This is a genomic window from Escherichia sp. WS1118 (assembly GCF_046487695.1).
GTDB classification, from domain to species: domain Bacteria; phylum Pseudomonadota; class Gammaproteobacteria; order Enterobacterales; family Enterobacteriaceae; genus Escherichia; species Escherichia coli.
In genome coordinates, this window is record NZ_JBJQIZ010000001.1 from 293,956 (window position 1) to 316,884 (window position 22,929).

Here is a 22,929-nt window from a genome sequence, read left to right on the forward strand (position 1 = left end):
AGACATCACGCCCGCGGGTGATGCTGTTGATGAAGTTGTCGCAGACGCTCGGTAGCGACATGCGTATAAATTTGCGTGGTGGAGAGATCGCTGTGGCCCAGTAGCATCTGCACCACGCGTAAATCCGCACCATGATTTAATAAGTGAGTGGCAAAAGCGTGACGCAACACATGCGGTGACAGCTTTTCGCTGTCGATACCCGCCAGCACGGCATAATGTTTAATGCGGTGCCAGAAGGTCTGTCGCGTCATCTGCTGCGCACGCTGGCTGGGAAACAACACGTCAATTGACACACCATTCAACAGCCACGGACGCCCATGTTCCAGATAGGTTTCCAGCCAGTAAACCGCCTCTTCACCTAACGGCACCAGGCGCTCTTTGTTGCCTTTACCAATGACCCGCACCACGCCCTGACGCAGGCTGATATCACTCATTGTCAGCCCGACCAGTTCAGAGACACGCAGTCCGGTAGCATACAACACTTCAAGCATGGCTTTATCGCGTAGCTCCAGTGGCTGATCAATTAATGGTGCCTGTAATAAACGTTCGACCTGCGCTTCGCTTAAATCTTTTGGCAAACGCTGGGGCAATTTCGGTGAAGCGAGATGCGCACTGGGATCATCTTCACGAAACTTTTCGCGATAAAGATACTGGAACAATCGGCGCACTGCACTCAGCAAACGCGCTGAGCTGGTGGCTTTATACCCGCCCTCCAGCCGTTCTGCCAGTAATGCCTGCAAATCGTCACTTTGCGCCGTCGCCAGCGTCAACCCGCGGTGATGCAACCACTCCACCATCATTGACAGATCGCGACGGTAAGCGTTCAACGTATTTTCAGCCAGATTTTTTTCCAGCCACAGAGCATCAAGAAACTGCTCGATGCGTGCCAGATCCTGTTTCACTTGCGCCCCTTATGGTCACTCATTTGATCCATTATGCCTTATTGTGCCGTGACTAAAGCGATTCTGATACACTAGCCGCAAAAGCCACAGCAGAATCGAGAAGCTTACGTTATGAATATGGGTCTTTTTTACGGTTCCAGCACCTGTTACACCGAAATGGCGGCAGAAAAAATCCGCGATATTATCGGCCCAGAACTGGTGACCTTACATAACCTCAAGGACGACTCCCCGAAATTAATGGAGCAGTACGATGTGCTCATTCTGGGTATCCCGACCTGGGATTTTGGCGAAATCCAGGAAGACTGGGAAGCCGTCTGGGATCAGCTCGACGACCTGAACCTCGAAGGTAAAATTGTTGCGCTGTATGGGCTTGGCGATCAACTGGGATACGGCGAGTGGTTCCTCGATGCGCTCGGTATGCTGCATGACAAACTCTCGACCAAAGGCGTGAAGTTCGTCGGCTACTGGCCAACGGAAGGATATGAATTTACCAGCCCGAAACCGGTGATTGCTGACGGGCAACTGTTCGTGGGTCTGGCGCTGGATGAAACTAACCAGTATGACCTTAGCGACGAGCGTATTCAGAGCTGGTGCGAGCAAATCCTCAACGAAATGGCAGAGCATTACGCCTGATGTCACTGACGGCTTAGCACATATGCTTTGCCGTCATCTTTATCTTTGCGTCTCTTGTTGTAACAATATCCGCCGTAAATCCCGCCATTCGGCTTCGTCCATGCTGTCAGCTGCCAGCCATAAATGTTGCCGTTTTCCGCTGTCAGAACGTAAACGCAGCATCATGCCGCTCTTAATCATCCACGGCGCTTTGACGATGCTCCACTCCTGCCCTTGCCAACGCAAACGCCCGTCCATCAACAAGCGAATTTCCCCCTGGCGAGCATTAATGCGCCGCTGGCTGCGAACGCAATCAAACACCACCAGCGAAAGTAACACCATCCATAACGGGGTGTAACTGAGCGGCCAGGGCATGAGTAAAATAACAGCGGCAACCAGCCCATGAATCAGCAAGGAAAGCCACTGTGCGCGCCAGGAGACGCGCAAATCAGATTGCCACAGGACCACGTTCCCGGTTCCGTGTCTGAATGAGTCGGACCATCATTTCCAGTTCTGCATCGGCCGGTTTACCGTGATTCATCAGCCAGTTAAACAGGTCCGGATCGTCACATTCCAGCAGACGAATAAAGATGCGTTTTTCGTCATCGCTTAAGCTGTCGTACTCATGTTCGAAAAACGGCATGATTGAAATATCGAGTTCGCGCATACCACGGCGGCATGCCCAATGAATGCGGGCTTTGTTGTTAATGTCCATCTTCTTCCTGTCTCACGAAAATCCAGTACCCGGCTATTGTAACGTGTTTTTCGACTTCTTTTACGGGAATATCAGTAAACACAATCGCGATCGCGAAATTAATTCACAACAATTCAAGGGCTTCATTTTTTTGGAAGTCGCCTCGCAGAAGGCACAGATCGCGTAGTGAAAGCACTTGCATTGCCTCATAGCTCTTTTACCATTAGTTATTAATACGCCGTTAAGCAACTCAGGACTCTATTATGGCTTTTACACCTTTTCCTCCCCGTCAGCCTACGGCTTCTGCCCGTTTGCCACTGACGCTGATGACGCTTGATGACTGGGCGCTTGCCACTATTACTGGCGCGGACAGCGAAAAATATATGCAAGGCCAGGTGACAGCAGATGTCAGCCAGATGACTGAAGATCAGCACCTGCTCGCCGCCCATTGCGACGCCAAAGGTAAAATGTGGAGCAATTTACGTCTGTTCCGCGACGGCGATGGCTTTGCATGGATTGAACGGCGCAGCGTGCGTGAACCGCAGCTGACTGAACTGAAAAAATATGCGGTGTTCTCTAAAGTGACCATCGCGCCAGACGACGAGCGTGTGCTGCTTGGTGTTGCCGGTTTTCAGGCGCGCGCCGCGTTGGCAAATCTCTTTAGTGAACTACCTTCGAGAGAAAAACAGGTAGTCAAAGAAGGCGCGACCACGTTGCTATGGTTTGAACACCCGGCAGAACGTTTCCTGATCGTAACCGATGAAGCTACTGCCAATATGCTGACCGATAAACTGCGCGGTGAAGCGGAACTGAACAATAGCCAACAGTGGCTGGCATTAAACATTGAAGCGGGTTTTCCGGTGATTGACGCCGCCAACAGCGGGCAGTTTATCCCCCAGGCGACCAACCTCCAGGCGCTGGGCGGTATCAGCTTTAAGAAAGGCTGCTATACCGGACAAGAGATGGTGGCGCGAGCAAAATTCCGTGGTGCCAACAAACGCGCGCTCTGGTTGCTGACGGGTAGCGCCAGCCGACTGCCGGAAGCTGGTGAAGACTTAGAGCTGAAAATGGGCGAGAACTGGCGTCGTACCGGTACGGTGCTAGCTGCGGTCAAACTGGAAGATGGTCAGGTTGTGGTGCAGGTTGTCATGAATAACGATATGGAACCGGACAGCATCTTCCGCGTGCGTGACGATGCGAATACATTGCGTATCGAGCCACTGCCATATTCGCTGGAAGAGTAAATCTCTGTATCGCATCAGGCATTTATCGCCTGATGCGGCACTGGTGTGTCTTTTCAGGCCTACAAAGGCACGCCAATTACGCCTGCCCAATATACAAATAGATCGCCAGAAAGTGGCACACACTACCGCCGAGCACAAAGCCGTGCCAGATGGCATGATTGTATGGAATGCGCTTGCAGACGTAGAAAATCACCCCGAGCGAATAAACCACACCGCCTACCGCCAGTAAGGTAACGCTGCCCGCCGCGAGCTTAACTGCCATTTCATAAATTACCACCAGCGACAGCCAGCCCATCGCTAGATAGGTCACCAGAGATAAAATTTTGAATCGGTGCGCGATGGTCAGTTTAAACAGAATACCCAGCAATGCCAGGCTCCAGATAACAATCATCAACCCGCGCGCTAACGGAGAATCCAGCCCCACCAGCAAAAACGGCGTGTAGGTTCCGGCAATCAACAGATAAATGGCACAGTGGTCAAATTTCTTCAGCCACATTTTTGCCCGTTGATGGGGAATGGCGTGATAGAGCGTCGAAGCGAGGAACAGCAGGATCATACTGCCGCCATAGAGGCTGTAACTGGTTATCGCCGTGGCGCTGGCATTGAGATCCACCGCCTGAACCAGTAGCAACACCAGCCCAACGATACCAAACACCAGCCCAATGCCGTGACTGACGCTGTTGGCAATTTCCTCTGCCAGCGAATATCCCTGCTTAATGAGGGGCTTCTGAACCATAACTTACTCCGGAAAAACGTACACGCACATGTATACCTCTCCAGCGTAACTGAGAATAGTTCCAGTGAACACCTGTTAGCTAAAATAAATTCTGATTTGAGATTAATCTCCGAAAAATCATGAAATTAAATGCAAAATTTCAACTAACAGGCGTGAGTTCAATTTAAAGACATTTAAATTCAATCACATAAAACTGTGTCTGGTCGGGATAGATGTCGGCAATGACCTTTTTCAGTTCAGTCAGGGTCATATTTTCCTGCTCTGCATGTTTTTCCGTCAGCGTATCCAGCGTTACGGTTGAGGTTGCGGTGACTTCAATCGTGCAAAAATAACCGTCATCTTCAAAACGTCCGACACGAAGCACATCACCCGTTTTGAAGTGCGATTCAGACTCGTCGCGGATGGTGATGGTTTTACGCCCAGCCAGAATGTCATCCTGGAAACGTTGAAAAAAAGTGATGTCGTTTGGCTGCATGGTAATATTTCCTGTAAGAATTGACTCATCTGGAGCCTATGATAGTGAAAAAACTCACCTTACCGAAAGATTTCTTATGGGGCGGCGCAGTTGCCGCTCATCAGGTCGAAGGCGGTTGGAACAAAGGCGGCAAAGGGCCGAGCATTTGTGACGTTCTGACCGGTGGCGCACACGGCGTGCCGCGCGAAATCACCAAAGAAGTTGTGCCTGGCAAATACTATCCAAACCATGAAGCCGTTGATTTTTATGGTCACTACAAGGAGGACATCAAGCTATTTGCCGAAATGGGCTTCAAATGTTTTCGTACTTCCATCGCCTGGACGCGCATTTTTCCAAAAGGCGATGAAGCTCAGCCAAACGAAGAAGGGCTGAAGTTCTACGATGATATGATCGATGAACTGCTGAAATACAACATCGAACCGGTGATCACCCTCTCCCACTTTGAAATGCCGCTGCATCTGGTGCAGCAATATGGTAGCTGGACCAACCGTAAAGTGGTTGATTTCTTTGTCCGTTTCGCGGAAGTGGTATTTGAACGCTATAAGCATAAAGTCAAATACTGGATGACCTTCAACGAAATTAACAACCAGCGTAACTGGCGTGCACCGCTGTTCGGTTACTGCTGCTCCGGCGTGGTGTATACCGAGCATGAAAACCCGGAAGAGACGATGTATCAGGTGCTGCATCACCAGTTTGTCGCCAGCGCCCTGGCGGTGAAAGCCGCGCATCGCATCAACCCGGAGATGAAAGTCGGTTGTATGCTGGCGATGGTGCCGCTCTATCCTTACTCCTGTAACCCGGACGATGTGATGTTTGCCCAGGAGTCGATGCGCGAACGTTACGTCTTTACCGATGTGCAGTTGCGTGGCTATTACCCGTCCTATGTGTTGAACGAGTGGGAACGCCGCGGATTTAACATCAAAATGGAAGACGGCGATCTGGATGTACTGCGCGAAGGCACCTGCGATTATCTCGGCTTCAGCTATTACATGACCAACGCGGTGAAGGCCGAAGGCGGCACCGGCGATGCGATCTCTGGTTTTGAAGGCAGCGTACCGAACCCGTATGTTAAAGCGTCTGACTGGGGCTGGCAGATTGATCCGGTTGGTCTGCGTTACGCGCTTTGCGAGCTGTATGAGCGTTACCAGAAGCCGCTGTTTATTGTCGAAAACGGTTTTGGCGCTTACGACAAAGTGGAAGATGATGGCAGCATCAATGACGATTACCGCATTGACTACCTGCGCGCCCATATTGAAGAGATGAAAAAAGCGGTGACTTACGATGGCGTGGACCTGATGGGCTACACGCCGTGGGGCTGCATCGACTGTGTGTCGTTCACCACCGGGCAGTACAGCAAACGCTACGGCTTTATCTATGTGAATAAACATGACGACGGTACTGGCGATATGTCGCGTTCACGTAAGAAGAGCTTTAACTGGTACAAAGAGGTGATTGCCAGCAACGGCGAGAATCTGTAATTAGCCGATGTGCCTGATGTGCTCCGCTCATCAGGCCTGGCACTCTTTTAATATATTGAGCTCGCAATATTTTATATTACGCCTCAGCCGAAACACACAAAGCGCACTTTATTAACAAGCGAAAAAGGCGCCGAAGCGCCTTTATAAGATAGTCGAATCAGTAAATTACTGGTATTCGCTAATCGGTACGCAGGAGCAGAACAGGTTACGGTCGCCGTAAACATCATCCAGACGTTTCACGGTCGGCCAGTATTTGTCTGCCACACCTGCCGGGAATACTGCAACTTCACGACTGTACGGATGCGCCCACTCGGCGACCAGTTCGCTCTGAATGTGCGGCGCGTTCACCAGCGGGTTATCTTCCAGCGGCCAGACACCGGCTTTCACCTGGTCAATTTCTGCGCGGATAGCCAGCATCGCATCGATAAAGCGATCCAATTCCACTTTGCTTTCAGATTCAGTCGGTTCAACCATCAGCGTACCCGCCACCGGGAACGACATGGTCGGCGCGTGGAAACCGTAGTCGATCAGGCGCTTGGCAATATCCAGCTCGCTGATGCCGGTTTCTTCTTTCAGCGGGCGAATATCGAGAATACATTCGTGCGCCACGCGACCGTCGCGACCGGTATACAGCACCGGGAAGGCATCCTGCAGACGGCTGGCAATATAGTTGGCGTTAAGAATTGCCACCTGGCTTGCTTTTTTCAGCCCTTCTGCGCCCATCATGCGGATGTACATCCAGCTGATTGGCAGGATAGAGGCACTACCGAACGGTGCCGCAGAAACCGCGCCCTGACGGGTTAACATGCCTTCGATTTGCACCACGCTATGACCCGGTACAAACGGAGCCAGATGCGCTTTCACACCGATCGGTCCCATACCCGGACCACCACCGCCATGCGGAATGCAGAAAGTTTTATGCAGGTTAAGGTGGGAAACGTCCGCACCAATAAAGCCCGGCGAAGTGATGCCAACCTGGGCGTTCATGTTCGCGCCATCAAGGTAAACCTGACCGCCGAACTGATGCACGACTTCACACACTTCACGGATCGTTTCTTCATACACGCCGTGGGTGGAAGGATAGGTCACCATGATACAGGAGAGGTTATCGCCCGCCTGTTCCGCTTTCGCGCGCAGATCAGTCAGATCGATGTTGCCGTTTTTATCACACGCCACAACCACCACCTGCATTCCTGCCATATGCGCGGAAGCCGGGTTAGTGCCGTGAGCAGAGGCCGGGATCAGGCAGATATCGCGATGCCCTTCGTTGCGGCTTTCATGATAATGACGAATCGCCAGCAGGCCCGCGTATTCGCCCTGTGCGCCAGAGTTCGGCTGCATACAAACGGCGTCGTAACCGGTCAGTTTCACCAGCCAGTCAGCCAACTGCGCAATCATCTGCTGATAACCTTCGGCCTGTTCCGGCGGGCAGAACGGGTGCAGTTCGGCAAATTCCGGCCAGGTGATCGGGATCATCTCGGCGGCGGCGTTCAGTTTCATGGTGCAGGAACCCAGCGGGATCATCGCCTGATTCAGCGCCAGATCTTTACGCTCCAGCGAGTGCATATAGCGCATCATTTCGGTTTCGCTGTGGTAGCGATTAAACACCGGATGGGTGAGGATTTCGTCGTCGCGCAGCATCGCAGCCTGAATAGAGCGACTGTCGTGAGCCACGTCTTTGTCCAGTGTGTCGATGTCCAGCCCGTGGTTATCGCCCAACAGCACGCTGAAAAGCTGCATCACGTTTTCGCGCGTGGTTGTTTCATCAAGGGTGATCCCAACCGCGTTCAGAATATCGCTACGCAGGTTGATTTCAGCCGCTTCGGCACGCGCCAGCACGCCCGCTTTGTCGGCCACTTCCACACACAAAGTATCGAAATAGTGCGCATGGCGCAGCTTCAGACCTTTTTGTTGCAGGCCCGCCGCCAGGATATCGGTCAGACGGTGGATGCGGTTAGCGATACGTTTCAGGCCAACCGGGCCGTGATAAACGGCATACAGGCTGGCGATGTTTGCCAGCAGTACCTGGGAAGTACAAATGTTGGAGTTCGCTTTCTCACGACGAATATGTTGCTCGCGAGTCTGCATCGCCATGCGCAGAGCGGTGTTGCCAGCTGCATCTTTCGATACACCGATAATACGGCCCGGCATTGAGCGTTTGTATTCGTCTTTCGCCGCAAAGAATGCCGCGTGTGGGCCACCATAGCCCATCGGTACGCCAAAGCGTTGCGCCGAACCAAAAACAATATCCGCGCCCTGTTTACCCGGCGCAGTTAACAGCACCAGCGCCATAATATCGGCGGCAACGCTGACCACGATTTTGCGTGATTTCAGTTCGCTGATAAGCGCGGTGTAGTCGTGAATTTCACCAGTAGTGCCGACCTGCTGTAACAGCACGCCGAAGACGTCCTGATGGTCGAGCACTTTTTGCGCGTCATCGACAATCACTTCAAAACCAAAGGTTTCGGCACGAGTACGGACCACATCCAGCGTTTGCGGATGAACGTCAGAAGCAACAAAGAAGCGGTTGGCATTTTTCAGTTTACTGACGCGTTTCGCCATCGCCATTGCTTCGGCGGCAGCGGTGGCCTCATCCAGAAGAGAAGCCGAAGCCATATCCAGCCCGGTTAAATCCAGCGTTACCTGCTGGAAGTTGAGCAGTGCTTCAAGGCGGCCCTGGGAGACTTCAGGTTGATACGGAGTATACGCGGTATACCAGCCCGGATTTTCCAGCATGTTACGCAGGATAACCGGCGGTAGCTGCACGGCGGTGTAACCCATGCCGATGTAAGACGTAAAGCGTTTATTGCGACTGGCAATAGCCTTGAGTTCTGCCAGTGCGGCGTATTCAGTCGCCGGTGCGCCAACCTGCGGTGGTGTCGCAAGCTGAATATCTTTCGGCACAATCTGGCCGGTCAGCGCGTTTAACGATTGTGCGCCAACGGCATTCAGCATTTCTTGCTGTTGCGCGGCGTCCGGTCCGATATGGCGTTCAATAAAAGCGCCGCTGTTTTCAAGCTGGCTTAACGTCTGTGTCATGAGCGATGGTTCCTGAAACGTGCAGTGAATTGTGAACCTCTCTCCTTGCGAAGAGAGTGAGGGTGAGGCGTAAATTTCCTCACCCTGATCCTCTCCCGCAGAAGAGGAATAAAGCCGTTACTCGTCTTCTAACAATGCTTCGTATGCGGTTGCATCCAGCAGTGATTCCAGTTCGCTTTCATCGCTGGCTTTGATTTTGAAAATCCAGCCGCCTGCATACGGTTCGCTGTTCACCAGTTCCGGAGAATCGCTCAGTGCATCGTTTACCGCCACGATTTCACCGCTTACTGGCGCATAAATGTCTGACGCCGCTTTTACCGATTCGGCAACCGCGCAGTCATCGCCCGCGCTAACCGTTGCGCCCACTTCCGGTAGGTCAACAAACACCATATCGCCTAACAGCTCCTGAGCGTGTTCGGTGATGCCAACGGTGTAAGTGCCGTCGGCTTCTTTACGCAACCATTCGTGTTCTTTGCTGTATTTCAGTTCTGCTGGTACGTTGCTCATCAATCAATCTCCAAAAAAGTAAATCACGCGACGGCTTTGCCGTTACGCACAAAAACAGGTTTCGTCACTTTAACCGGCATTTCACGGTTGCGAATTTGCACAATCGCCGTTTCACCAATACCTTCCGGCACGCGCGCCAGCGCAATGCTATAACCCAGCGTTGGGGAGAAAGTACCGCTGGTGATAATGCCTTCATGCTGGTTGCCCTGCGCATCAGTAAAACGTACCGGCAGTTCATTACGCAGCACGCCTTTTTCGGTCATCACCAGACCAACCAGTTTTTCTGTGCCATGTTCACGCTGCGCTTCCAGAGCTTCACGACCGATAAAGTCACGATCTGCCGGTTCCCAGGCGATAGTCCAGCCCATATTGGCGGCTAAAGGAGAAATAGTTTCGTCCATCTCCTGGCTATACAAATTCATGCCCGCTTCCAGACGCAGCGTGTCACGCGCGCCCAGGCCACATGGCTTAACGCCAGCTTCCACCAGCGCGCGCCAGAAATCGGCCGCTTTTTCATTGGGCAGCGCAATTTCGTAGCCCGCTTCACCGGTGTAACCGGTGGTGGCAATAAACAGATCGCCCGCCTGCACGCCAAAGAACGGTTTCATCCCTTCCACCGCCTGACGCTGGGCGTCATTAAACAGTGTGGCAGCTTTTGCCTGCGCATTCGGCCCTTGTACGGCGATCATGGAAAGGTCATCACGAACAGTAATTTCGATGCCGAAAGGTTCAGCGTGTTGGGTAATCCAGGAGAGGTCTTTTTCGCGGGTGGCGGAGTTAACAACGAGGCGGAAGAAATCTTCAGTAAAGTAGTAGACGATGAGATCATCTATCACACCGCCAGAGGCATTCAACATCCCCGAGTAAAGGGCTTTGCCGCTTTTGGTGAGCTTCGCCACATCGTTCGCCAGCAGATAACGTAGAAACTCCCGGGTGCGGCTGCCGCGAAGATCGACGATGGTCATATGTGACACATCAAACATTCCGGCATCGGTACGTACCGCATGATGTTCGTCGATTTGCGAACCGTAATGCAGCGGCATCATCCAGCCGTGGAAATCCACCATGCGAGCGCCGCAAAGCGTGTGTTGTTCGTACAAAGGAGTCTGTTGTGCCATCTTGTCCTCATTGAATAAGCGGGGCTGACAACTTTTCCATGGCGAAATTATCACCACGAAACCCAGCATCGGAGCCACTCCCGGTCCCCAACGCAATCGTTCTCTTTTGCCTGAACTTACCACCGAAACAGACTGTTAACCATAAGGTAAAATTGATCATCACATTAGCTTATGGTTAAAAAATGCAAAAATCGCAACAGAATAAAAAACCAAAAAACACGCCTTTTTCTATAAAAAGATGATGTGATGAGAAAGTTAATTTGAATAAGACAATATTAAGCGCTAAAAAAATGTCAAAAAACACTAAATCAAAAAACCATAACATTAGAAAATATAATGCGAAAACGGAGGTTAAATTAGTTTATTTCAAATGAGGAAAATCCCCCGGCGAAAAAACCGGGAGATGAAAGTGTGATGGGTATCAAATAAACAGCAGAAGAGAAATATTTAACGCAGCCATTCAGGTAAATCGTTTAATCCCATTGCCTGACGAATAAGTTGTGGCTTAACGCCAGGAAGCGTATCAGCCAGTTTCAGACCAATATCACGCAGCAATTTTTTCGCCGGATTAGCCCCGGAAAACAGATCGCGGAATCCCTGCATACCAGCCAGCATCAGCGCCGCGCTGTGCTTGCGGCTACGCTCATAGCGACGCAGGTAAATGTACTGCCCGATGTCTTTACCCTGACGATGCAACCGTTTCAGTTCAGCAATCAGCTCTGCAGCATCCATAAAGCCGAGATTTACCCCCTGCCCCGCCAGCGGGTGAATAGTATGCGCAGCGTCGCCCACCAGCGCCAGACGGTGTGCGGCAAACTGGCGCGCATAACGCCCCGTCAGCGGGAACACCTGACGCTCGCTCTCAACCTTGCATAAGCCCAGGCGATTATCAAAAGCGATATTTAACGCGCGATTAAATTCGTCTTCACTAGCCTGCTGCATCCGCTGCGCTTCCTCTGGCGACAATGACCAGACAATCGAGCAAAGATGCGGATCGCTAAGCGGTAAAAAGGCCAGAATGCCTTCGCCATGGAAAACCTGCCGCGCCACCGCATCATGCGGTTCTTCCGTGCGAATGGTCACCACCAGCGCGTGATGCTGATAATCCCAGAAAGTCAGCGGAATATCGGCTTTGTTGCGCAACCAGGAATTAGCGCCGTCTGCGCCAATCACCAGACGCGCCGTTAACATGCTGCCATCTTTCAACGTCAGGAAGGTTTCATTTTCTCCCCAGGCGACCTGCTGTAATTCTGCGGGGGCCAACAGAGTGATATCTGACGACTGCCGGGCTTTGTTCCACAGCGCGTAGTGAATCACTGAATTTTCAACGATATGCCCAAGATGGCTATAGCCCATGCTTTGATCGTCAAACGAGATGTGACCAAAACTGTCTTTATCCCACACTTCCATACCGTGATAGCAACAGGCCCTACGAGAGAGAATGTCTTGCCAGACGCCAAGACGGGTGAGTAATTTTTCGCTGGCGGCATTGATAGCCGAAACGCGCAGTTGTGGTGGTGCATCCGCCGCCAGAGGTTCCGGTACGCGCTGCTCCAGTACGGCAACGCGTAAGCCGCTACCCTGTAAGCCGCAGGCAACCGCCAGCCCGACCATGCCGCCGCCAACAATGGCTACATCAACACTTTGCATTGTTTATTCCTTAGAACCGCCTTCAACGCGCCACCCAACCAAGAGTGCGCTGCGCCAGCACATCGCGTGCCGGGGTAAATAATTCCATCGTCATCAGCCCGATGTTGCGCCCGACAACCAGCGGCGTCCAACGGTTGGCAAAAAGATGTACAAGGCTGTCCGTGACGCCGATGGTTGCTTCGCGATCGCTCTGTCGACGCTGCTGATAACGGCACAATACGCCGTAATCACCCATGTCTTCTCCGCGCTCCTGCGCCTGAGTCAGGGTTTCCGCAAGGCTCATGACATCACGCATACCGAGGTTAAATCCTTGCCCGGCGATGGGGTGCAGAGTTTGCGCCGCATTGCCCACCAGCACGGTACGATGGGTAATAGGTTTGGCGGCGCGGGTTAACGCCAGCGGATAAGCACTGCGTTTACCGGCATGAGTAATTTCCCCAAGTCGCCAGCCAAAGGCCGACTGGAGTTCACGGCAAAACTTCTCGTCGCTCCACGATAGCACCTCTTCGCGCCGTTCCAGTGGATGACACCAGACCAGCGAACAGCGTCCGTCAGACATCGGCAACATCGCCAGCGGGCCATATTGTGTAAAGCGTTCAAAAGCGCGCCCTTCATGCGCAACGGAAGTCGCAACGTTGGCAATCACAGCCAGTTGTTCGTAAGGCTCCTGCTGCCAGTCAACGCCGCACACGGTGGCTAACGCTGAATGGGTGCCATCAGCGGCTACCAGCACGCGGCCCGTCAGCGTCTCGCCACTCTCCAGCGTCACTTCAACGAGGCTCTGAGTACGGGCAACGTTAGCCACGCGATCAGGGCAATGCAGCGTTACGCCAGGTGCTTTGCGCAGCAATGCAAACAGCCGTTGCCCGACATTGTGCAATTCGACAACCTGCCCCAGCGCCGCCAGTTGGTAATCTTCTGCGGCAAGGGTGACAAATCCAGCGTGACCACGATCGCTGACATGCACTGTGGTGATGGCAGTTGCGCAATCAGCCAGAGATTGCCAGACGCCGATGCGCGCCAGTTGCTGACAGGTACCCGCCGCCAGCGCAATAGCTCGTCCATCAAAGCCCGGATGCGCATGTGACTCTGGCGCGGTCGCTTCAATCAAATGTACTGACAGCGCCCCGTGACTTAACCGGGAAATAGCCAGCGCCAGCGTCGCGCCCGCCATGCCGCCACCGACGATGATTACACTCATTGCTTTCTCGCAGCTGCCATCAACGCTTCGATTTCTTCCGGCTTTTTCACCACGCTGGCGGTGAGGTTTTCATTACCGGTTTCGGTAATCACAATATCGTCTTCAATACGAATGCCGATACCGCGATACTGTTCTGGCACTTCTGCATCCGGCGCAATATACAGCCCTGGTTCTACGGTCAGTACCATACCCGGTTCCAGAATACGCGAGCGATCCTGACCATAAACACCAACGTCATGAACATCCAGCCCTAACCAGTGGCTAAGGCCATGCATAAAGAAAGGACGATGGGCGTTCTGAGCGATAAGTTCATCAACATCACCTTTCAGGATGCCGAGTTTTACCAGACCGCTAACCATGATGCGCACCACTTCACCAGTGACTTCCTGAATGGAAGTTCCCGGACGATACAGGCGCAGGCTGGTTTCAAGAGACTCCAGCACAATGTCATAGATTTCACGCTGAGCCTGAGTGAATTTGCCGTTGACCGGGAAGGTGCGGGTAATGTCGCCAGCGTAACCTTTGTATTCACAACCCGCGTCAATCAACACCAGGTCACCGTCACGCAGTTCACACTCGTTTTCGGTGTAGTGCAAAATGCAGCCGTTTTCACCGCTGCCAACAATGGTGTTATAGGAAGGGTAACGCGCACCGTGGCGGTTAAATTCGTGGTGAATTTCGCCTTCCAGATGGTACTCGAACATCCCCGGACGGCATTTTTCCATCGCCCGTGTATGCGCCAGTGCGGTGATTTCACCCGCGCGGCGAAGTACGGCAATCTCTTCTGGTGATTTGAACAGGCGCATTTCATGAACAACAGGACGCCAGTCGATCATCGTTGCCGGTGCGGTGAGATTTTGCCGCGAACCTTTACGCAGTTTCTCAAGCGCGCTGTTCACGATTTCATCAGCATATGCATGTTCGCCCTGGGCGTGGTAAACCACATCCAGACCATTAAGTAGTTGATAAAGTTGCTGATTGATTTCGCTGAATGCCAGTGCGCGGTCAACGCCCAGTTTCTCTGGCGCGGCATCCTGGCCTAAGCGACGACCAAACCAGATCTCTGCCGTCAGGTCGCGAACGCGGTTAAACAAAACGCTGTGGTTATGAGTGTCATCGCTTTTAATCAGCACCAGCACCGCTTCCGGTTCGTTAAAGCCGGTGAAGTACCAGAAGTCACTGTTCTGACGATAGGGGTATTCGCTGTCGGCGCTACGTGTTACTTCTGGTGCAGCAAAAATCAGCGCGGCGCTGCCGGGTTGCATTTGCTCTACCAGGGCCTGACGGCGACGCTGAAATTCTTGCCGGGATATATCACTCATAACACTCTCCTTACGTTTTTTGTTTTTAGTGTAGAGTCGGTTTTTGTACTTCTGGCGCGGTCGGTTGCGGATGAGTAAAGGTGTCGTGGCATAACAGCGCGGCAACACGGACGTACTCGATGATCTCTTCAAGCGACATTTCAAGCTCTTCCTGATCTTCGTCTTCGTCGTAACCCAACTGCGCGATGTTACGCAGATCGTCGATGGCTTCACCGGTTTCGCCGGTCACTTTGTCCAGCTTCGGTTGCGTAACGCCAAGACCAAGCAGGAAGTGATTGACCCAACCAGCCAGCGCATCAGCCCGATCGAAAACGCTGACATCATCGCCATCAGGCAGATAAAGCTGAAAAAGGAAGCCGTCATCCTGCAGGGCATCGCTGGTGGCAGAGTGCATTTTGCGCAGTGCCTGTGCCAGCTCATGACCGAAAGCCATGCCTTCGTTCGTCAGGTCGTGAAGTAGCGGCAGCCATGAGCTGTCATCGTTACCGCCACATATCATCCCACTGATTAAACCATGCATCTCAGCAGGGGTCAGACCCGTCCCTTGTTGGTTCAGATACTGGTTCATTTCGTTGTAACCAGGCATTTCGTTCTGTATAGACATAAGCATTCGTCGTCAAAGGGAGGAATATTCATGATATGCTACCACTTTGGGCCCTGGTGGACCAGAAAAGGGCTTGTCTCTTCTCATCAGGGTAGCTATAGTGTCGCCCCTTCGCAGACCATGGGTCTAAAGACGAAGGCAGCGCAGTCAATCAGCAGGAAGGTGGCATGTCTGCACAACCCGTCGATATCCAAATTTTTGGCCGTTCACTGCGTGTGAACTGCCCGCCTGACCAAAGGGATGCGTTGAATCAGGCAGCGGACGATCTGAACCAACGGTTGCAAGATCTGAAAGAACGCACTAGAGTCACAAATACTGAACAGTTGGTCTTCATTGCCGCATTGAATATCAGCTATGAGTTAGCGCAAGAAAAAGCGAAGACTCGTGACTACGCGGCAAGTATGGAACAGCGTATTCGGATGCTGCAGCAGACCATAGAACAAGCGTTACTTGAACAAGGTCGCATCACCGAAAAAACTAACCAAAACTTTGAATGACACTTTTCGGTTTACTGTGGTAGAGTAACCGTGAAGACAAAATTTCTCTGAGATGTTCGCAAGCGGGCCAGTCCCCTGAGCCGATATTTCATACCACAAGAATGTGGCGCTCCGCGGTTGGTGAGCATGCTCGGTCCGTCCGAGAAGCCTTAAAACTGCGACGACACATTCACCTTGAACCAAGGGTTCAAGGGTTACAGCCTGCGGCGGCATCTCGGAGATTCCCTTCTTACCTGGCACCAGCCATGACGCAACTACCAGAACTCCCACTGACATTATCCCGACAAGAAATCCGCAAAATGATTCGGCAACGTCGTCGTACGTTAACGCCGGAACAACAGCAGGAAATGGGTCAACAAGCCGCTACCCGGATGATGACGTATCCCCCAGTGGTGATGGCGCATACGGTCGCTGTATTCCTCTCTTTTGATGGCGAACTCGACACCCAGCCACTCATAGAACAACTCTGGCGCGCCGGTAAGCGCGTATATCTTCCAGTTTTGCATCCCTTTAGTGCCGGTAACTTGCTGTTCCTGAATTACCATCCGCAAAGCGAACTGGTGATGAACAGGTTGAAGATCCACGAGCCAAAACTGGACGTGCGCGATGTGCTTCCCCTTTCCCGGTTAGATGTATTGATCACGCCGCTGGTGGCTTTTGATGAATACGGTCAACGCTTGGGAATGGGCGGTGGTTTTTATGATCGGACCTTACAAAACTGGCAGCACTATAAAATGCAACCGGTGGGTTATGCGCATGATTGCCAGTTAGTAGAAAAACTCCCAGTGGAGAAATGGGATATTCCACTGCCTGCGGTGGTTACACCGTCGAAAGTCTGGGAATGGTAAGGGCGATACATCCCGCATCGCCCTGATTGACATCGTTGATTCTTTGACCTAATTTAGTGAGTAAGGGTAAGGGAGGATGACTCCTCCCCTGAGACTGACTGTTAATAAGCTGGGAAACTTATGAGTAACAGTACAATCAGTATGATGACAAGTCGCATCATAACCCTTCTCCTTCAAGCCCTCGCTTCGGTGAGGGCTTTACCGTTACAGCCCCATGCTGCCCTGCCATCGTAAATCCCCATTAAATAAACACAACGCATTGATCTGACTTTGATTTATTTTCTGGAGCAGACTCGCAATGTAGAATGCGCAATGCGGCAACGGTGTGGAGAAGGGATAAAAAAAACGGGCAAGTCAGTGACCTGCCCGTTGATTTTCAGAGAAGGGGATTTAGTACAGCAGACGAGCGCGAATGGTACCCGGAATAGCTTTCATTGCCTGCAGCGCTTTTTCGGCAACGTCTTCGTCGGCTTCAATATCAATAACTACATAACCCATCTGGGCGGAAGTTTGCAGATATTGCGCGGCGATGTTGACGCCCTGCTCGGCAAAAATTTTGTTGAGCGCAGTCAGCACACCCGGACGGTTTTCGTGGATGTGCATCAGACGACGACCACCGTGCAGTGGCAGCGAGACTTCCGGGAAGTTCACCGCAGAGAGCGTTGAACCATTATCAGAATACTTGATCAATTTACCCGCAACTTCCAGACCGATATTCTCCTGCGCTTCCTGAGTCGAACCACCAATGTGTGGCGTCAGAAGGACATTGTCGAATTCACACAGCGGAGAGGTAAATGGATCGCTATTGGTCGCCGGTTCCGTCGGGAATACGTCGATTGCCGCCCCTGCCAGATGTTTGCTCGCCAGCGCGTCACACAGCGCTGGAATATCCACCACAGTACCGCGCGAAGCATTAATCAGCAGCGAGCCGGGTTTCATTAGCGAAATCTCTTTCGCGCCCATCATATTTTTGGTGGACGGATTCTCTGGTACATGCAGACTCACCACATCGCTCATATTCAGCAGGTCAGAAAGATGCTGTACCTGAGTGGCGTTGCCCAGCGGCAGTTTGTTTTCAATATCATAAAAGTAAACATACATTCCCAGCGATTCAGCCAGAATGCCCAATTGCGTACCAATATGACCGTAGCCGATGATACCCAGCTTTTTGCCGCGCGCTTCAAAAGAACCCGCCGCCAGTTTGTTCCACACGCCACGATGCGCTTTAGCATTGGCTTCGGGCACGCCGCGCAATAGCAGCAGCAGTTCGCCAATCACCAGCTCCGCAACAGAGCGCGTATTTGAGAACGGTGCGTTAAATACCGGGATCCCGCGCTTTGCCGCCGCATCCAGATCAACCTGGTTTGTTCCGATACAGAAACAGCCAATAGCGACCAGTTTTTCTGCGGCGTTGATCACGTCTTCAGTCAGATGGGTACGGGATCGCAGGCCGATGAAGTGGGCATCGCGGATGGATTCTTTTAATTGTTCATCATCCAGCGCGCCTTTGTGAAATTCGATGTTGGTGTAACCAGCTGCACGAAGGCTTTCCAGCGCCTTTTGGTGCACGCCTTCTACCAGCAGAAACTTAATCTTGTCTTTCTCCAGCGATACCTTTGCCATTTACCCAATCCTGTCTTTTGAAATGTTGTGTGCGGATTTGCATCCGCCTTTCAACATATCAAAAAATAATATTGCGGCAATATGAACGTTTGCGTCGCGATGTTGAGGAAATATCACGCAAAAGTATTTCTTGGATGAATATGCTGGTTTAGAAGATTTATTTAGAGCAATCGACAATTGCCAGGTAAAAACGTGACACATGTCACCAAATTTAATGAAGAGAATTTTTTTAACGGGGGAGGTTCCCCCGTCAGATCATTTCACAATAGTTTTGACACCGTCAGGTGTGCCAATCAGCGCAACGTCCGCGCCACGGTTAGCAAACAAACCAACAGTCACCACGCCAGGAATCGCATTTATGGCGTTTTCCATCGCTATCGGGTCAAGGATTTCCATGCCGTGGACGTCGAGGATCACGTTGCCGTTATCGGTCACTACGCCCTGACGGTATTCCGGACGACCGCCCAGTTTCACCAGCTGGCGCGCCACTGCACTACGTGCCATCGGGATAACTTCTACTGGCAGCGGGAATTTGCCCAGAATATCAACCTGCTTGGAAGCGTCTGCAATACAGATAAATTTTTCCGCAACCGAAGCAATGATTTTTTCACGGGTCAGCGCCGCGCCGCCGCCTTTGATCATTTGCATGTGGCCGTTGATTTCATCTGCGCCATCAACGTAGATGCCAAGGCTGTCGACTTCGTTGAGATCAAAAACGTGAATGCCGAGGCTTTTCAGTTTTTCAGTGGAAGCATCTGAACTGGAAACGGCCCCTTCAATCTGGCCTTTCATTGTACCGAGTGCGTCAATAAAGTGTGCGGCGGTGGAACCTGTACCTACACCAACAATGGTGCCGGGCTGAACATACTGAAGTGCCGCCCATCCTACTGCTTTTTTCAATTCATCCTGCGTCATGATCGTTTCGCCTGTGGTATGAAATTTCACACGCATTATATACAAAAAAAGCGATTCAGACCCCGTTGGCAAGCCGCGTGGTTAACTCATCCATAAAATATCGCGCAAATGGCGGGCATCCCCTTTCGCCCCGCAAATAAAGCATACAACGGTCTGGGGATGCCGCTCCACGGTGCAAACAGGCGCACCAGTTCCCCGTTCGCAAGCCCCTGTTTACAGGCAAACTGAGGCAATAACGCCACGCCATTCAACACAACCAGGGCGCGAACTCGCTGAGCGAAATGCATTAGCGCAAATCCCTGATCTTTTAAGCTGCGCGTTAACCACTGATACAAATGTTACCCGCCAACGGCTTCGGTATATGCAACCCGACACAAAATTGTGTCATAGTGCAGGAAAAAGCATTTACCAGGAGCAGACAACAGCAATGAAACGCCCGGACTACAGAACATTACAGGCACTGGATGCGGTGATACGTGAACGAGGATTTGAGCGCGCGGCACAAAAGCTGTGCATTACACAATCAGCCGTCTCACAGCGCATTAAGCAACTGGAAAATATGTTCGGGCAGCCGCTGTTAGTGCGTACCGTACCGCCGCGCCCGACGGAACAAGGGCAAAAACTGTTGGCGCTACTACGCCAGGTGGAGCTGCTGGAAGAAGAGTGGCTGGGCGATGAACAAACCGGTTCGACTCCGCTGCTGCTTTCACTGGCGGTCAACGCCGACAGTCTGGCGACGTGGTTGCTTCCGGCACTGGCTCCTGTGTTGGCTGATTCGCCCATCCGCCTCAACTTGCAGGTAGAAGATGAAACCCGCACTCAGGAACGTCTGCGTCGCGGCGAAGTGGTCGGCGCAGTGAGTATTCAACATCAGGCGCTGCCGAGTTGTCTTGTCGATAAACTCGGTGCGCTCGACTATCTGTTCGTCAGCTCAAAACCGTTTGCCGAAAAATATTTCCCTAACGGCGTAACGCGTTCGGCATTACTGAAAGCGCCAGTGGTCGCGTTTGACCATCTTGACGATATGCACCAGGCCTTTTTGCAGCAAAATTTCGATCTGCCTCCTGGCAGCGTACCCTGCCATATCGTTAATTCTTCGGAAGCGTTCGTGCAACTTGCTCGTCAGGGCACCACCTGCTGTATGATCCCGCACCTGCAAATCGAGAAAGAGCTGGCCAGCGGCGAACTGATTGACTTAACGCCAGGGCTATTTCAACGCCGGATGCTCTACTGGCACCGCTTTGCTCCTGAAAGCCGCATGATGCGTAAAGTCACTGATGCGTTGCTCGATTATGGTCACAAAGTTCTTCGTCAGGATTAATCCATCAAATAACGCCTGATAGCACATATCAGGCGTTATCCTCACTTCTTTTTGTATTCCTTGAATCACATCACAAAATAGACAAATCTCAGGCGGCAAAAAACGACGTCTGAATGCATTTTTTTGCTGGCGACAAACCCACGTAAAAAGCTCACCGTAAGCGCAAATACCCTCATTTTGATTGCGTTTTACGGAGCAAATAATGTCTAACGTGCAGGAGTGGCAACAGCTTGCCAACAAGGAATTGAGCCGTCGGGAGAAAACTGTCGACTCGCTGGTTCAGCAAACCGCGGAAGGGATCGCCATCAAGCCGCTGTATACCGAAGCCGATCTCGATAATCTGGAGGTGACGGGTACCCTTCCTGGTTTGCCACCCTACGTTCGTGGCCCGCGTGCCACTATGTATACCGCCCAACCGTGGACCATCCGTCAGTATGCTGGTTTCTCGACAGCAAAAGAGTCCAACGCTTTTTATCGCCGTAACCTGGCCGCCCACCGAGGCTACGACTCCGATAACCCACGCGTGGCGGGCGACGTCGGCAAAGCGGGCGTCGCTATCGACACCGGGGAAGATATGAAAGTCCTGTTCGACCAGATCCCGCTGGATAAAATGTCGGTTTCGATGACCATGAATGGCGCAGTGCTACCAGTACTGGCGTTTTATATCGTCGCCGCAGAAGAGCAAGGTGTTACATCCGATAAACTGACCGGCACCATTCAGAACGATATCCTCAAAGAGTACCTCTGCCGCAATACCTATATTTACCCGCCAAAACCGTCAATGCGTATTATCGCAGACATCATCGCCTGGTGTTCCGGCAACATGCCGCGATTTAATACCATCAGTATCAGCAGTTACCACATGGGTGAAGCGGGTGCCAACTGCGTGCAGCAGGTAGCATTTACGCTCGCCGATAGGATTGAGTACATCAAAGCAGCAATCTCCGCCGGGCTGAAAATTGATGACTTCGTCCCTCGCCTGTCGTTTTTCTTCGGCATTGGCATGGATCTGTTTATGAACGCCGCCATGTTGCGTGCGGCACGTTATTTATGGAGCGAAGCGGTCAGTGGATTTGGCGCACAGGATCCGTATAACAACGTTATCCGCACCACCATTGATCATTGTGCACATCCTATGTGTCGGGATTATCTGCATCGCTATCTGGAAAATGCGTCCGGCGGACATATTCACCACGATCTTCAGCAATATGCTGAAGCATCGTGGCGGTATAACGATGATTTCTGATTGAATAAAGATATTCCTGCATATACATCGGCCTGTGCGGCGCATCAAAATATTTCAGCGTTGACGGATTCACCAGTCGCCAGGCAAAATGCGGGATCACCGTCAGAAAATGTCCGCGCTCCACGGCGCTGATTTTGGCCATAAAACTGTAGGGACGATAAATAATGGTGGGATTGATCCCACAAGGTCGCATATTCGCATCAATCATTGCTTCGAAGTTGGCCCGGTTCTGAAAGCGCATTTGCAGCCAGGGTAGCTCCTGAAGCAGCTCTTGCTCTTGTCGCTCTTCATAACGGCGAGAAACGAGAAAGCCCAATCGCAGCGGTGGTAGTTCACTGATAGTCAGGTTTTCCAGTTCCTGAACTCGTGCAGATACATGCTGTGGGGAGATTATAAAATCTAACTGACGGTCAAAAAGATTATCGATAACGCCATTTTCGCTGAACTCAACTGGCTGGATGGTCACGCCTTCGTACTTATCTCCGAGACTAATCAACTGATCAAAAATAATGGTCGGATAAGTATTATCTATGCCTATCACAATGTCTCGTGAACAACGTCCTGAGTTATGGATTTCATTATCAATCGCAGAAAGTCGTTGATAAACCGGGAACAGTTTTTGATACAGTTCCTGTCCGGCTTTATTGAGGCTGATATTATTATCTTTGCGGGTAAATAGCGTATAGCCAATTTGTTCTTCCAGCGCGGCAATGCTTTTGCCAAATCGCGAAGCCGTCATATGGATTTTTTCTGCCGCCCGGGCAATATTATTGGTTTGCGCTAATAAAATGAAATTGCGCATCTTTTTCGAAATAAAAATGTCCATCCCCCCTCTCCCGCATCCTTGTCCGCTTAACCGTTTCAGTCAGCCTATCCTTGATGAAACCGCGAGCAAAG

22 protein-coding genes, 1 other RNA gene and 4 pseudogenes are annotated in these 22,929 nt (G+C 51.8%); 10 read left to right on the top strand and 17 right to left on the bottom strand.

Translation table 11 applies throughout. The features are described from left to right. Positions 1 to 5 precede the first annotated feature (5 nt). Complete coding sequence (xerD, locus tag ACJHYO_RS01380; RefSeq protein WP_000806638.1) at positions 6 to 902, bottom strand: site-specific tyrosine recombinase XerD; 897 nt, start codon at positions 900 to 902, stop codon at positions 6 to 8. A gap of 111 nt (positions 903 to 1,013) precedes the next feature. On the opposite strand from xerD, the gene fldB reads away from it, so the two are divergent. Next, positions 1,014 to 1,535: a flavodoxin FldB gene (fldB, locus tag ACJHYO_RS01385; RefSeq protein ID WP_001055874.1), complete on the top strand. Its 522-nt coding sequence runs from the start codon at positions 1,014 to 1,016 to the stop codon at positions 1,533 to 1,535. A 39-nt stretch (positions 1,536 to 1,574) separates the two neighbouring features. On the opposite strand, the gene ACJHYO_RS01390 is transcribed toward fldB, so the two are convergent. Continuing rightward, positions 1,575 to 1,982 (bottom strand): protein YgfX, encoded by a 408-nt coding sequence (locus ACJHYO_RS01390; RefSeq protein WP_000244781.1) that lies wholly within the window; start codon positions 1,980 to 1,982, stop codon positions 1,575 to 1,577. Continuing rightward, positions 1,963 to 2,229, bottom strand: coding sequence for an FAD assembly factor SdhE (sdhE, locus tag ACJHYO_RS01395; protein WP_000354046.1), 267 nt, complete (start codon positions 2,227 to 2,229; stop codon positions 1,963 to 1,965). Before sdhE ends, ACJHYO_RS01390 begins: the two co-directional genes overlap by 20 nt. Positions 2,230 to 2,471: 242 nt before the next feature. On the opposite strand from sdhE, the gene ygfZ reads away from it, so the two are divergent. Further along, on the top strand, positions 2,472 to 3,452 hold the full coding sequence (gene ygfZ / locus ACJHYO_RS01400) for a tRNA-modifying protein YgfZ (protein WP_000886080.1): 981 nt from the start codon (positions 2,472 to 2,474) through the stop codon (positions 3,450 to 3,452). A gap of 76 nt (positions 3,453 to 3,528) precedes the next feature. Here the strand turns inward: ygfZ and trhA are convergent, their stop codons facing one another. Continuing rightward, positions 3,529 to 4,188, bottom strand: a complete 660-nt coding sequence (gene trhA, locus ACJHYO_RS01405; protein WP_000250274.1) for a PAQR family membrane homeostasis protein TrhA — start codon at positions 4,186 to 4,188, stop codon at positions 3,529 to 3,531. A gap of 163 nt (positions 4,189 to 4,351) precedes the next feature. Further along, the gene (yqfB, locus tag ACJHYO_RS01410; RefSeq protein WP_001182956.1) at positions 4,352 to 4,663 is read right to left on the bottom strand and encodes a N(4)-acetylcytidine aminohydrolase; all 312 of its coding nucleotides are present in this window, start codon (positions 4,661 to 4,663) and stop codon (positions 4,352 to 4,354) included. 44 nt (positions 4,664 to 4,707) lie between these two features. Here yqfB and bglA point away from each other — a divergent pair, with 44 nt between their 5' ends. Further along, the gene (gene bglA, locus ACJHYO_RS01415; protein ID WP_001350137.1) at positions 4,708 to 6,141 is read left to right on the top strand and encodes a 6-phospho-beta-glucosidase BglA; all 1,434 of its coding nucleotides are present in this window, start codon (positions 4,708 to 4,710) and stop codon (positions 6,139 to 6,141) included. Between the two features lie 165 nt (positions 6,142 to 6,306). On the opposite strand, the gene gcvP is transcribed toward bglA, so the two are convergent. The 3 genes from gcvP to gcvT all read right to left on the bottom strand — a co-directional run bounded on the left by gcvP (position 6,307) and on the right by gcvT (position 10,805). After that, positions 6,307 to 9,180: an aminomethyl-transferring glycine dehydrogenase gene (gene gcvP / locus ACJHYO_RS01420; RefSeq protein ID WP_000195034.1), complete on the bottom strand. Its 2,874-nt coding sequence runs from the start codon at positions 9,178 to 9,180 to the stop codon at positions 6,307 to 6,309. A 117-nt stretch (positions 9,181 to 9,297) separates the two neighbouring features. Next, positions 9,298 to 9,687, bottom strand: coding sequence for a glycine cleavage system protein GcvH (gene gcvH, locus ACJHYO_RS01425; protein ID WP_001295377.1), 390 nt, complete (start codon positions 9,685 to 9,687; stop codon positions 9,298 to 9,300). Between the two features lie 23 nt (positions 9,688 to 9,710). Further along, the gene (gene gcvT / locus ACJHYO_RS01430) at positions 9,711 to 10,805 is read right to left on the bottom strand and encodes a glycine cleavage system aminomethyltransferase GcvT (protein ID WP_000068706.1); all 1,095 of its coding nucleotides are present in this window, start codon (positions 10,803 to 10,805) and stop codon (positions 9,711 to 9,713) included. A gap of 290 nt (positions 10,806 to 11,095) precedes the next feature. Here gcvT and ACJHYO_RS01435 point away from each other — a divergent pair, with 290 nt between their 5' ends. Then, a complete protein-coding gene (locus ACJHYO_RS01435; protein WP_122989678.1) occupies positions 11,096 to 11,179 on the top strand; it encodes a hypothetical protein in 84 nt (27 codons plus the stop codon). Between the two features lie 73 nt (positions 11,180 to 11,252). On the opposite strand, the gene ubiI is transcribed toward ACJHYO_RS01435, so the two are convergent. Genes ubiI through ygfB form a run of 4 tightly spaced genes read right to left on the bottom strand, consistent with a single transcriptional unit; the run spans position 11,253 to position 15,582 of the window. Next, complete coding sequence (gene ubiI, locus ACJHYO_RS01440; protein WP_410232395.1) at positions 11,253 to 12,455, bottom strand: FAD-dependent 2-octaprenylphenol hydroxylase; 1,203 nt, start codon at positions 12,453 to 12,455, stop codon at positions 11,253 to 11,255. A 22-nt stretch (positions 12,456 to 12,477) separates the two neighbouring features. After that, complete coding sequence (ubiH, locus tag ACJHYO_RS01445; protein ID WP_021516432.1) at positions 12,478 to 13,656, bottom strand: 2-octaprenyl-6-methoxyphenyl hydroxylase; 1,179 nt, start codon at positions 13,654 to 13,656, stop codon at positions 12,478 to 12,480. Then, positions 13,653 to 14,978: a Xaa-Pro aminopeptidase gene (pepP, locus tag ACJHYO_RS01450; RefSeq protein ID WP_001525594.1), complete on the bottom strand. Its 1,326-nt coding sequence runs from the start codon at positions 14,976 to 14,978 to the stop codon at positions 13,653 to 13,655. The genes ubiH and pepP overlap by 4 nt, the downstream gene beginning before the upstream one ends. A 25-nt stretch (positions 14,979 to 15,003) precedes the next feature. Then, positions 15,004 to 15,582 carry a UPF0149 family protein YgfB gene (gene ygfB, locus ACJHYO_RS01455; RefSeq protein ID WP_001295378.1) on the bottom strand — a complete coding sequence of 193 codons (579 nt, stop codon included), beginning with the start codon at positions 15,580 to 15,582 and terminating at the stop codon, positions 15,004 to 15,006. 167 nt (positions 15,583 to 15,749) lie between these two features. On the opposite strand from ygfB, the gene zapA reads away from it, so the two are divergent. From zapA to ACJHYO_RS01470, 3 genes are all read left to right on the top strand, one after another. Then, positions 15,750 to 16,079, top strand: a complete 330-nt coding sequence (zapA, locus tag ACJHYO_RS01460) for a cell division protein ZapA (protein WP_001276008.1) — start codon at positions 15,750 to 15,752, stop codon at positions 16,077 to 16,079. Between the two features lie 41 nt (positions 16,080 to 16,120). Further along, positions 16,121 to 16,304: non-coding RNA, 6S RNA (gene ssrS, locus ACJHYO_RS01465), on the top strand. Positions 16,305 to 16,324: 20 nt separating this feature from the next. After that, entirely contained in the window at positions 16,325 to 16,927 is a 603-nt protein-coding gene (locus ACJHYO_RS01470) for a 5-formyltetrahydrofolate cyclo-ligase (protein ID WP_000192752.1), read from the top strand. Between the two features lie 101 nt (positions 16,928 to 17,028). On the opposite strand, the gene ibsC is transcribed toward ACJHYO_RS01470, so the two are convergent. The 4 genes and pseudogenes from ibsC to ACJHYO_RS01490 form a co-directional block, all read right to left on the bottom strand. Further along, complete coding sequence (gene ibsC, locus ACJHYO_RS01475; RefSeq protein ID WP_071525914.1) at positions 17,029 to 17,088, bottom strand: type I toxin-antitoxin system toxin IbsC; 60 nt, start codon at positions 17,086 to 17,088, stop codon at positions 17,029 to 17,031. A 229-nt stretch (positions 17,089 to 17,317) separates the two neighbouring features. Then, positions 17,318 to 18,550 carry a phosphoglycerate dehydrogenase gene (gene serA, locus ACJHYO_RS01480; protein ID WP_001151604.1) on the bottom strand — a complete coding sequence of 411 codons (1,233 nt, stop codon included), beginning with the start codon at positions 18,548 to 18,550 and terminating at the stop codon, positions 17,318 to 17,320. Positions 18,551 to 18,805: 255 nt separating this feature from the next. Beyond that, positions 18,806 to 19,465, bottom strand: coding sequence for a ribose-5-phosphate isomerase RpiA (gene rpiA / locus ACJHYO_RS01485; RefSeq protein WP_000189743.1), 660 nt, complete (start codon positions 19,463 to 19,465; stop codon positions 18,806 to 18,808). Between the two features lie 55 nt (positions 19,466 to 19,520). After that, positions 19,521 to 19,752 (bottom strand): annotated as a pseudogene (locus ACJHYO_RS01490) (LysR substrate-binding domain-containing protein). Between the two features lie 140 nt (positions 19,753 to 19,892). Between ACJHYO_RS01490 and argP the strand changes: the two are divergent. The 3 genes and pseudogenes from argP to ACJHYO_RS01505 form a co-directional block, all read left to right on the top strand. Next, positions 19,893 to 20,786, top strand: a complete 894-nt coding sequence (gene argP / locus ACJHYO_RS01495) for a DNA-binding transcriptional regulator ArgP (protein ID WP_000828351.1) — start codon at positions 19,893 to 19,895, stop codon at positions 20,784 to 20,786. A gap of 202 nt (positions 20,787 to 20,988) precedes the next feature. Beyond that, a pseudogene (locus tag ACJHYO_RS01500) lies at positions 20,989 to 21,915 on the top strand (methylmalonyl-CoA mutase family protein); the annotation flags it as partial. Then, positions 21,892 to 22,032 (top strand): annotated as a pseudogene (locus tag ACJHYO_RS01505) (hypothetical protein); the annotation flags it as partial. The pseudogenes ACJHYO_RS01500 and ACJHYO_RS01505, both read left to right, overlap by 24 nt. Here ACJHYO_RS01505 and srsR read toward each other — a convergent pair. Beyond that, positions 21,980 to 22,858: pseudogene (gene srsR, locus ACJHYO_RS01510) on the bottom strand (LysR family transcriptional regulator SrsR); the annotation flags it as partial. The pseudogenes ACJHYO_RS01505 and srsR overlap by 53 nt on opposite strands. Positions 22,859 to 22,929 lie beyond the last annotated feature (71 nt).

Coding starts and splice junctions, on each gene's coding strand:
- fldB (WP_001055874.1), top strand. CDS start 1,014: ATGAATATGGGTCTTTTTTACGGTTCCAGCACCTGTTACACCGAAATG.
- sdhE (WP_000354046.1), bottom strand. CDS start 2,229: ATGGACATTAACAACAAAGCCCGCATTCATTGGGCATGCCGCCGTGGT.
- ygfZ (WP_000886080.1), top strand. CDS start 2,472: ATGGCTTTTACACCTTTTCCTCCCCGTCAGCCTACGGCTTCTGCCCGT.
- trhA (WP_000250274.1), bottom strand. CDS start 4,188: ATGGTTCAGAAGCCCCTCATTAAGCAGGGATATTCGCTGGCAGAGGAA.
- yqfB (WP_001182956.1), bottom strand. CDS start 4,663: ATGCAGCCAAACGACATCACTTTTTTTCAACGTTTCCAGGATGACATT.
- gcvP (WP_000195034.1), bottom strand. CDS start 9,180: ATGACACAGACGTTAAGCCAGCTTGAAAACAGCGGCGCTTTTATTGAA.
- gcvH (WP_001295377.1), bottom strand. CDS start 9,687: ATGAGCAACGTACCAGCAGAACTGAAATACAGCAAAGAACACGAATGG.
- gcvT (WP_000068706.1), bottom strand. CDS start 10,805: ATGGCACAACAGACTCCTTTGTACGAACAACACACGCTTTGCGGCGCT.
- ACJHYO_RS01435 (WP_122989678.1), top strand. CDS start 11,096: ATGTCAAAAAACACTAAATCAAAAAACCATAACATTAGAAAATATAAT.
- ubiI (WP_410232395.1), bottom strand. CDS start 12,455: ATGCAAAGTGTTGATGTAGCCATTGTTGGCGGCGGCATGGTCGGGCTG.
- ubiH (WP_021516432.1), bottom strand. CDS start 13,656: ATGAGTGTAATCATCGTCGGTGGCGGCATGGCGGGCGCGACGCTGGCG.
- pepP (WP_001525594.1), bottom strand. CDS start 14,978: ATGAGTGATATATCCCGGCAAGAATTTCAGCGTCGCCGTCAGGCCCTG.
- ygfB (WP_001295378.1), bottom strand. CDS start 15,582: ATGTCTATACAGAACGAAATGCCTGGTTACAACGAAATGAACCAGTAT.
- zapA (WP_001276008.1), top strand. CDS start 15,750: ATGTCTGCACAACCCGTCGATATCCAAATTTTTGGCCGTTCACTGCGT.
- ACJHYO_RS01470 (WP_000192752.1), top strand. CDS start 16,325: ATGACGCAACTACCAGAACTCCCACTGACATTATCCCGACAAGAAATC.
- serA (WP_001151604.1), bottom strand. CDS start 18,550: ATGGCAAAGGTATCGCTGGAGAAAGACAAGATTAAGTTTCTGCTGGTA.
- rpiA (WP_000189743.1), bottom strand. CDS start 19,465: ATGACGCAGGATGAATTGAAAAAAGCAGTAGGATGGGCGGCACTTCAG.
- argP (WP_000828351.1), top strand. CDS start 19,893: ATGAAACGCCCGGACTACAGAACATTACAGGCACTGGATGCGGTGATA.